Consider the following 11,490-nt stretch of genomic DNA (forward strand, 5'->3'; position numbering starts at 1 on the left):
TATCCATTTTGGTGTTAATACTGTCGTTAATCGTAGGGCAATCTTATGATATTGTAATCCTCGGTGGTCGTGTGATGGATCCTGAAACTGGGTTGGATGCGGTCCGAAATGTAGGCATCAACGGTGATCGGATTGTAGAAATCAGTGAAAAAGCACTTAGTGGAAATCAGATTATAAATGCCAATGGATTGGTGGTTGCCCCCGGATTTATTGATCTTCATGCCCATGGTCAATCTAACGATGCTCATCGCTATCAAGCTAGAGATGGTGTAACAACTGCATTAGAAATGGAAGTTGGTGTCAGTTTTATCCGTGAATGGATATCTCAAAAAAGCGGAAATTCAATTGTGAATTTTGGTGGAACAGCACCCCATGCTAACCTCCGTGCCTTGGCCATGGATGGCAATGCCAAATTGACAAAAAAGATATTTAGAAAAGTCGAAGAAGAAGGGTTGAACCTTAATGAACTGGCAGGGTTTTCTAAAGCATTTGCCGCTTCAAATTATAAGCCCCAGACCCAAAAAGAAATAAATCGTACCCATCAAATGATGTCAGAATATCTTGAGGCTGGTGCCTTGGGAATTGGTGTGCCAATTGGGTACTACCTTGGTGCCACCGCGGGGGAAATATTTCAAGTGTATGAATTTGCTGCCTCAATGGATGTGCCCGTATATACCCACACGAGGGGATTTGGACTTCCGGGTCTTCAAGAAGCCATGGCAGATGCTGGTACGGCTGGTGCTTCAGTCCATTTAGTTCATGCGAACAGTATGTCCTTGGGGGAAATTGAAACAACCTTATCCATGGTTGAATCGGCTCAAAAAAATGGATTGGATATTACAACTGAGGTATATCCCTATACGGCCGCCTCAACATTTCTTGAGTCCGCATTATTTGACGAAGGATGGAAAGAAACGCTTAATATATCCTATGAAGATATTCAGTGGGAGGCGACTGGTGAACGGCTAAATAGTCAATCTTTTTATGAATATCGGAAAAAAGGCGGTGTTGTGATTATTCATATGATGAAACCCGCCTGGATAAAACAAGGCGTTGCCCATCCAGTAACAATGATTGCGTCAGATGGAATGCCTTTTGCACCGGGCGCTCATCCCCGGACGGCAGGAACATTTTCTAGAGTATTGGGAAGATATGTTCGCAAAGAACGCGCGTTGGACCTAATGACCGCATTAAAGAAAATGACTATCATGCCGGCCAAACGGATCGAAGGAGTAGCGCCCATGATGCGGCATAAAGGTCGACTTCAAGTAGGGGCGGATGCAGATATTACAATTTTTAACCCACGGACAATTATAGATAAGGCGGATTTTAAAGGACTCCAATACTCCCAAGGAGTAGAATTTGTATTGGTGAACGGGACTTTGGTGGTAGATAAGGGAGAAAATGTCCCAAATAAATTTCCTGGGAAACCAATTCTGGGTAAATATAGAAAGTAGATTTTTTGTCCATATAAAGTAATGGTTAATTACTGAATTATCGATAATAGGGTTTCTTCATTAAATTGTTTTAACCTGACTATTTCCATTCCGAATTCCGTATATATTGTTGAAATTCCCCGGCTGATTTCGGCACCAAAATTTTAATTTGAGACTAATTTCATTATGAGAAAAAATAATTTTCGCAATATAGCTATCATTGCCCACGTTGACCATGGTAAAACCACCTTAGTTGACGGTCTTTTACAACAATCGGGAACGTTTAAAGCACACCAAGAAGTGGAAGAACGTGTTATGGATTCCATGGATTTGGAAAAAGAACGCGGTATCACCATTACGGCCAAGAATACGGCTATCCATTATAAAGGTGTGAAGATCAATATTATGGATACCCCCGGTCACGCCGATTTCGGTGGCGAGGTAGAAAGAAGTCTCAATCTTGTTGACGGTGCACTCCTCCTTGTTGATGCCAGTGAAGGACCGCTTCCCCAAACTCGATTTGTCCTGAAAAAGACGTTAGAAAAGAATCTTCCCGTTATTCTCGTGATTAACAAAATCGATCGATCCGATGCACGAATTGACGAAGTGGTAAACGAGGTGTATGATCTCTTTATCGACTTGGATGCCACTGAAGACCAAATTGAATTTCCAATCTTATATACCATTGCTAAAGATGGCATCGCCCATGCCGAAATGGGAGATGATTCAACAGACTTAACGCCATTGTTTGATGCCATCCTGGAAAATATAGAAGGACCCGTGGCAAGCGATGATTATACGCCGCAATTTTTGGTTACGAATTTAGATTATGATCCTTACGTAGGGCAGGTAGCCATAGGGCGCTTGAATAACGGCATGTTAGAAATGAATAAATCTTATGCCCTTTGCGGTGCCGATGGGATTCGAAATGGGCAAAAATTTTCTGCCCTTTACACATTTAAAGGACTCCAAAAACTCCCGGTGGACAAATTAGAAGCGGGTGATATTATTGCCGTAGCCGGAATCGATGGGGTGACTATTGGAGATACCATTTCTGCCAATGAAAATCCCGAACCATTGCCGCGGATCATTATTGATGAGCCAACAGTGTCCATGTTATTTTATGTAAATAATGGCCCATTTGCCGGCAAGGAGGGTAAATATCTAACCTCTCGAAATATTAGCGAACGATTGGACAAAGAGATATTGGGGAATGTTTCTCTTGAGGTGCACAAAACAGAACGAACCGATGTATTTGAAGTTCGAGGTCGCGGCGAACTCCAGATGGCAATATTGATTGAAACAATGCGCCGTGAAGGGTTCGAATTTATGGTTTCAAAACCCCACGTCATCACCCACGAAGAAGATGGAAAAACCATGGAACCTATGGAAAAAGTTTTTCTCGATATTCCCGAGGACAAGGTGGGTGTTGTTACAGAAAAATTATCCACGCGTAAAGGGCGCATGACCAATTTGGTAAATCATGGTCACGGCCGTGTTTCTATGGAATTCGCCATTCCTTCGCGGGGATTGATTGGATTTCGTAGTCAATTTTTAACCGACACTCAAGGTGCCGGAATTATGAATAAGTTATTTGACGGTTTTGCTCCATGGTTCGGTCGCATTCCCCAACGTATGACTGGTGCCATGATCGCTGATCGACAAGGGAAAGTAACCACATACGCTTGTTTCGGTATGGTGGATCGCGGTGAACTTTTTGTAAAAGTGGGTACCGAAGTCTATGATGGGATGGTTATTGGTGAGCGCAATCGCACCGAGGATATTTCGGTCAATATTACCCGTGAAAAGAAATTAACCAATATGCGTGCTGCCTCTTCTGATACCACCGTTGTGCTTCGGCCCCCCAAACAGTTTTCTTTGGACCAATCGATTGAATTTATTTCTGAAGATGAATTGGTTGAAGTGACACCATTATCCATTCGTTTGCGTAAAATGGAATTAGATGCTAATAAACGATTGTCCACCCAACGTAAGGCCAAACACGCGGGTTAATATGAATTTGAATTGACATTTATATGCTGTGGCATTTAGTTAATCCACTGCATACTCAGATTAGGGTATCAATAAAACGATAGTTTCTCCTTTCTGATTTGATCCATTGTCCACTATCTTTAACCATGAGGATGGGGACAAAAAAATATCTATTCATTATAATTTTTCTCCTTGCCGGTCTGTACGCTGGTAAAAAATCTTCCCCACCCAATATTGTATTTCTTTTTGCTGATGATGCAGGTTATGCGGATTTTGGATTTCAAGGTAGTGCAAAATTTTATACCCCCCATCTAGATAAACTCGCTCGAGAGAGTGTAAAATTTACCCAAGCATATACCACCGCCGCAGTATGTGGACCTTCCCGTGCAGGACTCATGACCGGTCGTTATCAACAGCGATTCGGTGTTGAGGAGAATAACGTACCCTCTGCCATGAGTCCCGCTGGACTTACCGGAGTAGACATGGGACTCCCACTTGATCAGCGAACTATCGCTGATTATCTCAAAAAGGCGGGATATCGCAATGTTTATCTTGGCAAGTGGCATTTGGGCGGGGCCAATCGATATCATCCGTTAAAGCGGGGATTTGACGAATTTTATGGATTCCGTGGAGGCGCGCGAAATTATTTTCCTTACGAATCACCTCCCAAGGATTCGCTTCGACGGATGGAGAGAGGTTTTAGAAATTTCCAAGAACATGACGGGTATCTCACGGATGCGCTTGCGGATGAGGCAGTGGCATCTATCGAGCGAAATAAAGATAATCCATTTTTCTTATTCCTTTCTTTTAATGCCGTCCACACACCTATGCATTATTTGGATGCTGACCTTCCAGAGCAAAAAAATAGTCTAGGAGAAAAGCGTCGTCAACTTTATGCCATGACAAAAGCGATGGATCGAGCCTGTGGACAAATACTTAACAAACTAGATGAGCTGGGTCTCACTGAAAATACGCTAATTGTTTTTTCTAATGATAATGGTGGTGCTTGGAACAATAATTCGTCCAATGCGCCATTGAGCGGTGTAAAGGGTACCCATTTAGAAGGGGGGATTCGTGTACCGTTTCTTCTAAAATATGGCAATAAGTTTAACGGTAATACAACTTTCGATCATCCCATCAGTACCTTCGATTTATTGCCCACATTTGTGGATGCATCTGGCGGTGATATAGATGGAATTAAGAATACGGACGGTGTAAGCTTAATTCCGTTTTTGAATGGAAAGAAAAATTACATTCCCCATAAAACATTGTACTGGAAAAAAGAAACGAGAGCTGCCGTACGGGATGGAGATTGGAAATTGATACGAATGCCCGATCGCCCCGCCATGCTTTTTAACATTGCGAATGACCCCATTGAAGCATATGATTTGGCCACCAAACATCCCCAAAAGGTAAAAATGTTATACAAAAAACTATTTGATTGGGAAGTGACTTTAACACGCCCATTGTGGATGACGAAACGCGTAAACAGCAAACGAGCAATGGAAACATTTGATAAATACAGGTAATAATGAAAAACATTAAATCAATACTAATATCTATAATAATAACAATATTTACATTGTCTATATATTCATGCAATAAAGAAGAGGGTCGTCCCAATATTATTTACATTTTAGCCGATGATTTGGGCTATGGTGAACTGGGTGTTTACGGACAAACGATTATTGAAACGCCCAACATTGATGCTTTGGCTAAAAACGGAATGGTATTCACGGACCACTATTCAGGGTCACCAGTTTGCGCCCCATCCCGTTCCGTATTTATGACCGGTCAGCATACGGGTCATACACCCATCCGTGGGAATGATGAATGGAAAGAAAGGGGCGACACATGGAATTACCAGGCCATGTTTGATAATCCATATTTAGAAGGGCAACGGCCAATTCCCGACCGCACAATCACTATTGCAGAAGTGCTGAAGTCTGCCGGTTATACCACGGGCATGGTGGGCAAATGGGGGTTGGGTGCGCCCACAACAGAAGGCGTGCCCAACAAACAGGGCTTCGATTTCTTTTATGGATATAATTGTCAGCGTCAGGCCCATACACTTTTCCCCATGCATTTATGGCGAAATGAAGAACGGCACCTTTTGGACAATAAGAATGTGGCTCCCCATTCAAATTTAGCCCAAGGGGCCGACCCGAATGATTCCGCCAGTTATGCTGATTTTGAATTGAATGACTATGCACCTGAACTCATGCACAAAGAAGCGCTACAGTTCATGGCGGATAATAAGGATAATCCATTCTTTTTATATTATGCATCACCTTTACCGCACCTTCCACTTCAAGCACCAAAAAAGTGGGTGAATTATTATAAAGCAAAACTGGGCGAGGAAACGCCCTATACGGGTAAATCCTATTTCCCGAATCAAACACCGAAAGCTACATATGCCGCTATGATCTCAGCTCTGGATGAACAGGTGGGTGATATTGTGAATAAGCTGGTAGAAATTGGCCAATACAAAAATACACTTATTATTTTCACCAGTGATAATGGTCCCACTTATACCGGTGGTGCTGACACACCTTATTTCGACAGTGCCAAGCCATTCAAAACGGAATATGGCTGGGGAAAAGGATTTGTTCATGAGGGAGGGATTCGCGTCCCCATGATTGCCAGTTGGCCAGGGAAAATAAAATACGGCAGTAAATCAAACCATATTTCAGCATTCCAGGATATGATGCCAACATTCAGTGAAATTGCAGGGGTGGCTTCGCCACCAGCTATAGACGGTATTAGTCTATTGCCTACGTTAACGGGGCATGAACAATCAGTGGCCCACGAGTACCTCTATTGGGAATTCCCCGCTTACAAAGGCCAGCAAGCCGTTAGAATGGGTAAATGGAAAGCCATTCGCCGGGAAATCTTTAAAGGAAATATGGCCATCGAACTTTATGATTTGGAATCGGACATTCAAGAACAGAATGATGTGGCCGAATCCAATCCAAGGATTATTGAAAGAATGGAAGCCATAATGGTTGAAGCGCATTCACCGTCATATCTAGAAAAGTTTCAATTTCCACAGTTGGGAGATAATTTTCCGAAATGAAAAAATGGCAAGGATATCGCCCTGAAATTCGCGATGAAAGCTATGATGCAATTATAATTGGATCGGGTATGAGTGGCTTAACTACGGCAGTATTGTTGGCAGAACATGGTCAAAAAGTCCTCGTCCTAGAAAAACATTTTAAAGTGGGAGGATTTACTCACACGTTTAAACGGAAGAATTACGAATGGGATGTAGGGATTCATTATATTGGTGAAGTGCATAATAAGAAATCTTATTCACGCCGATTATTTGATCGCGTGACAGACGGCAATCTAAAATGGGCAAAAATGGACGATAATTATGATCGCATTATTTTTCCGGATAAATCTTATGATTTTATTGCTCCCCAAGAAAAGTTCATCGAAACATTGTCTATCCAATTTCCGGGAGAAGAAGAAGCCATTCGTGCATATGTGAGGTTACTTCATGCCCAGGTGAAAAGTGGACGAGGCTTTTTTGCCAGTAAAGCACTGCCAAAATGGTTAGCCCCATTCCTGCGCAACGCCATGACAAAACAATTTTTTAAAAATGCGGATAAGTCCACTAAAGAAGTCTTGAAACAATTCACCAGAAATGAAAAATTGATAGGTGTTTTAACAGGACAGTGGGGGGATTACGGTTTGCCGCCAAAACGAAGTAGTTTTGCCATGCATGCCATGGTGGCTCGCCATTACCTGGATGGGGGAAATTATCCTGTTGGCGGGTCTCGAATGATTGCTGAATATGCTACGGATCTTATTGAATCTCTCGGTGGAAAAATTGTGGTGAATGCTGGTGTGGATGAAATATTAGTTCAAGGGAAAAGAGCCATAGGCGTTCGGTTGGATAATGGGGATGAATTGTTTGCAAAAACAATTGTCAGCAGTGCGGGGTTGGTGAATACTGTAAACACCTTTTTACGAAATCAAACTCAGTCAAACCAATTCAAATCCAAAATGAAAAAAGTTCAACCAACAGAAAGCTATGTTTGTCTTTATATGGGATTAAATAAAACAGCTCAAGAGTTAGGGCTAAAAACAACGAATCTATGGATTTACCCCGGATATGATCATGATCAAAATGTGACCAATTACACAAATGATCCCAAAGGTGAATTCCCAGTTGTTTATGTTTCATTTCCTTCAGCAAAAGACCCGGATTGGGTTAAAAATCATCCTGGATGTGCCACAATGGAGGCAATTACTTTGGGTCGTTGGGATGATTATAAGGAATGGGAGAACGAACCGTGGAAAAAGCGTGGTGCATCCTATGAGGAATTTAAAAAATCCATATCCAAAAAAATATTAGATGTGGTGTATCAGCATGTGCCTCAAGCTGAGGGTGCTATGGATTTTTATGAACTTTCTACACCACTTTCAGTTCGAGATATGGCCCATTATCCTGCAGGAGAAATGTATGGGCTCGATCATACATCAGAACGGTTTCGACAAAATTGGCTTCGTCCACAAACAGAAATAAACAATTTTTTTCTCACAGGGCAAGATGTTACCACAGTGGGATTAACAAGCGCCTTGTTTTCAGGATTGTTAACCGCTTCATCCATTCTCAATAAGAATCTCATGAAATCACTTTAATTGTTTATAATTTGTAGAGAAGTCCTGTTTGCCGGTACAATATGTCTCTACTTATTTTATTTTCTGTCTTAGTGCATCTTAACCTAATTTCCTCGCACATTTTTAAAAGGAGTGTCCATGCGTAATGTCCTAATTAAAATTCTATTACCCATTTCCGTAATTTTTGCAGGAGGATTAAAATCACCAGCTGAATTCCTCGGATATGATTTGGGTGATCATTTCACTTATCACCATCGTGTCGTTTCATATTATGAACATGTGGCTGATGCTGCATCCAATGTTAAGATTATTCCCTATGGTAAAACCTATGAACAGCGGCCACTTTTGGTGGCAGTTATATCCAGTGATGAAAACATGGCTATGCTCGATGACTTGCGCATGGATAACCTGAAACGGGCGGGCCTTATGAAAGGGAATCCTACTGGTAAAAAAGTGGGCATTGTTTGGCTTAGTTATAACGTCCATGGGAATGAAGCTAACTCGACTGAAGCGGCCATGAAAACACTTCATGCATTGGCGGATAGAAATAATAAATCCACACAAGAATGGTTGGAAAATACCATAGTTATTTTGGATCCTTGCATTAACCCTGACGGTCGGGACAGATACACTAACTGGTTCCGGATGACTGGTAACCGCTGGCCCGATGCAGATCCCCTGGGGAGAGAACATATGGAACCCTGGCCCGGTGGTCGAACCAACCATTATTATTTTGACTTAAACCGGGATTGGGCATGGCAAACTCAAATTGAATCTGAATCGCGAATTACGCTTTATAATCAGTGGCTACCTCATGTACACGTAGATTTTCATGAACAGGGTATCAATAATCCCTATTATTTTGCTCCGGCAGCAGAGCCATTCCACGAATATATTACCGATTGGCAACGTGAACTCCAGACCATGATCGGGAAGAATCACGCTAAATATTTTGACAAGAATAATTGGCTCTATTTCACCAAAGAAGTATTTGACCTTTTATACCCAAGTTATGGGGATACTTATCCCACTTATAACGGTGCCATTGGGATGACCTATGAGCAAGCTGGACATAGTCGTGGCGGACTTGCGGTAGAGACGGAAGATGGAGATACACTTACTTTGAAAGATCGACTAACCCATCACCATACAACAGGATTGTCTACAGTAGAAGTGGCGTCCCAAAATGTGGATCGCATGGTTTCTGAATTCACGAAGTTTTTTGCAAATGGAAAGAAAAATCCTCGTGGCGAATTCAACCATTATATTATTCCAAAATCGAATCGAATTGATAAAGTCAATGATCTGAAAGAGTGGCTCGATAAAAATGGTATTGAACATCGTGTGGCGAGCGTGGGGAAATCAGTAAAGGGATTTAGCTATCAATCGGGAAAAAAGGAACAAGTACGATTAAAAAAGGGCGATATGGTCGTATCTGCCAAACAACCAAAATCTGTACTGGTCCAAGTTTTGTTTGAGCCCCAAACCACATTGCAGGACACATTATCCTATGATCTTACCGCTTGGGCCTTGCCTTATGTTTACGGATTGGACGCTTATGCAATAAAGGGAGATGTGAAATCATCCACCGCGCGACATTTCACGTCAAAATCAAAAGTAATTTCAGGATCGCCCTATGCATATATACTTCCTTGGAAGGGCATCCATGATCTAAAATTTTTAGCATATCTTTTCAAAAATGACATTGTTACCCGCGTCTCAGACGAGCCATTTGAACTGGGTGGAAAAAAGTATAACCGTGGTACATTGGTTATTACGCGAAAAGGAAACGAAAAATTAGGCCCTTCATTTGACGAAATTGTGCAAAAAGGTGCCAAAAAGTTTGAGCGATTCCTCACAGCAGCATCCACTGGTTTTGTCAGTAAGGGAAAGGATTTTGGCTCATCCTCTATGCGGGTGGTGAAACGGCCCAAAATAGGATTAATATCCGGTGACGGTGTAAGGAGTTATGCTTATGGTGAAGTGTGGCATTTCTTTGAGCGGCAAATTGAATTTCCTATTACGGTATTGGGCAGTGATTATTTTACCAATATCCCCAAGCATGATTTCGATGTTTTGATTCTTCCTTCCGGAAATCATTCATATTTGAATAAAGAGTCTTTGAATGAATTGCGTCATTGGGTGCGATCCGGTGGCAGATTGATTCTCATGGCTTCAGCCTTGGATAAGTTTGTGGATCAGAAAGGGTATGGCCTCAAAAAATTTGCAAATGACGATGAGAAGAAATCGTCTGAAAAGAAAAAAAAGGAGAGGGATCTATCTGAAAGATTAAGGTCATATAAAGATCGTCAACGCTCGGGACTAAGTCAAAATGCTTACGGTTCAATCGTTAAGGTGAAAATGGATAATTCTCATCCTCTAGCATTTGGTTATGATGATTCCTATTTTTCTTTGAAACTCCGGAACCGACGTTATGCTTATCTGCCCAAAGGATGGAATGTGGGTACGCTTCAGGATTCCACTGCAATAGTGAGTGGATTTGTAGGATACAAAGCAAAGGAAAATTTCAGGGAATCTATGGTTTTTGGTGTTGAAGAAATTGGTAGAGGTGAAATTGTATATCTATCTGATAATATACTATTTAGAGCATTTTGGTATAATGGGAAACTGTTATTCGGGAATGCAGTATTTATTGTCGGAAATTAACAATGTAAAGACGAATCGGCGATAAGTGGCCACAAAATGAAAATGAAAAAAATATTACCCATATTATTAATTACCCTATTTGGCTGTAGCCAATCTGAGCTCCAATTAAAAACGGCCGATGCTTCAGATGTCCAAAAACAAATCGCTTCCCACGAGGGGAATGAAGCAGTCTTGGTCAATTTTTGGGCCACGTGGTGCGCGCCCTGTATAGAAGAATTCCCAATGATTGTTGACCTATCCAACGAATACAAAGATAAGGGATTGAAAGTTTATTTCTTCAGCGCAGATTGGTCCGATCGAAAAGATGCGGTAATTAAATTTCTTAAAGACCATGGCGTAAAGGGTGTATCCTTCATGAAGTCTGATGGAAATGATAACCAGTTCATACGTGATATTCACGAAAAATGGACCGGTGCATTGCCATTCACTATAGTCTATGATAAAAATGGTAATGTGACCGATTACTGGGAAATGAAGAAATCCAGAGAACATTTTGAAAAAGCAATTCAGAAAGCAATTGGGTTATGAAATTTGAACCATTTCAATTAGAGCGTCAGCAGTCCATTTGGGAAAACAAGGTTGATTATAATTTATCGGAGAGTGGTGTTCACCCTGGAACATTGAAATCACTATTTTCAAGTAATTTTATCGAAAAAATAGAGAATACAGAACTCACCTATGGATTTACAGAAGGATCGCCTGAATTAAGGCAATCTATCGCTTCAATCTATCCCGGTGCCACACTAGAAAATATCCAGGCCTTCAA

Annotated in this window: 8 protein-coding genes; all 8 read left to right on the forward strand. The window is 41.5% G+C overall.

Annotated features, from left to right (window positions below):
• The first annotated feature begins 11 nt into the window (after positions 1–11).
• A complete protein-coding gene (locus HN459_02990) occupies positions 12–1,457 on the forward strand; it encodes an amidohydrolase family protein (protein MBT3478406.1) in 1,446 nt (481 codons plus the stop codon).
• 165 nt (positions 1,458–1,622) lie between these two features.
• Positions 1,623–3,449 carry a translational GTPase TypA gene (gene typA / locus HN459_02995; GenBank protein ID MBT3478407.1) on the forward strand — a complete coding sequence of 609 codons (1,827 nt, stop codon included), beginning with the start codon at positions 1,623–1,625 and terminating at the stop codon, positions 3,447–3,449.
• Between the two features lie 131 nt (positions 3,450–3,580).
• A complete protein-coding gene (locus HN459_03000; protein ID MBT3478408.1) occupies positions 3,581–4,957 on the forward strand; it encodes a sulfatase-like hydrolase/transferase in 1,377 nt (458 codons plus the stop codon).
• An 11-nt stretch (positions 4,958–4,968) separates the two neighbouring features.
• On the forward strand, positions 4,969–6,504 hold the full coding sequence (locus HN459_03005; protein MBT3478409.1) for an arylsulfatase: 1,536 nt from the start codon (positions 4,969–4,971) through the stop codon (positions 6,502–6,504).
• Positions 6,501–8,078 (forward strand): NAD(P)/FAD-dependent oxidoreductase, encoded by a 1,578-nt coding sequence (locus HN459_03010; protein MBT3478410.1) that lies wholly within the window; start codon positions 6,501–6,503, stop codon positions 8,076–8,078. Before HN459_03005 ends, HN459_03010 begins: the two co-directional genes overlap by 4 nt.
• 117 nt (positions 8,079–8,195) lie before the next feature.
• On the forward strand, positions 8,196–10,724 hold the full coding sequence (locus HN459_03015) for a zinc carboxypeptidase (GenBank protein MBT3478411.1): 2,529 nt from the start codon (positions 8,196–8,198) through the stop codon (positions 10,722–10,724).
• A 36-nt stretch (positions 10,725–10,760) separates the two neighbouring features.
• Positions 10,761–11,252, forward strand: a complete 492-nt coding sequence (locus HN459_03020) for a TlpA family protein disulfide reductase (protein ID MBT3478412.1) — start codon at positions 10,761–10,763, stop codon at positions 11,250–11,252.
• A partial coding sequence (locus HN459_03025; protein MBT3478413.1) for a hypothetical protein occupies positions 11,249–11,490 on the forward strand: 242 nt, incomplete at its 3' end. The genes HN459_03020 and HN459_03025, both read left to right, overlap by 4 nt.

This window comes from Candidatus Neomarinimicrobiota bacterium (assembly GCA_018647265.1).
GTDB lineage: Bacteria > Fidelibacterota > Marinisomatia > Marinisomatales > TCS55 > TCS55.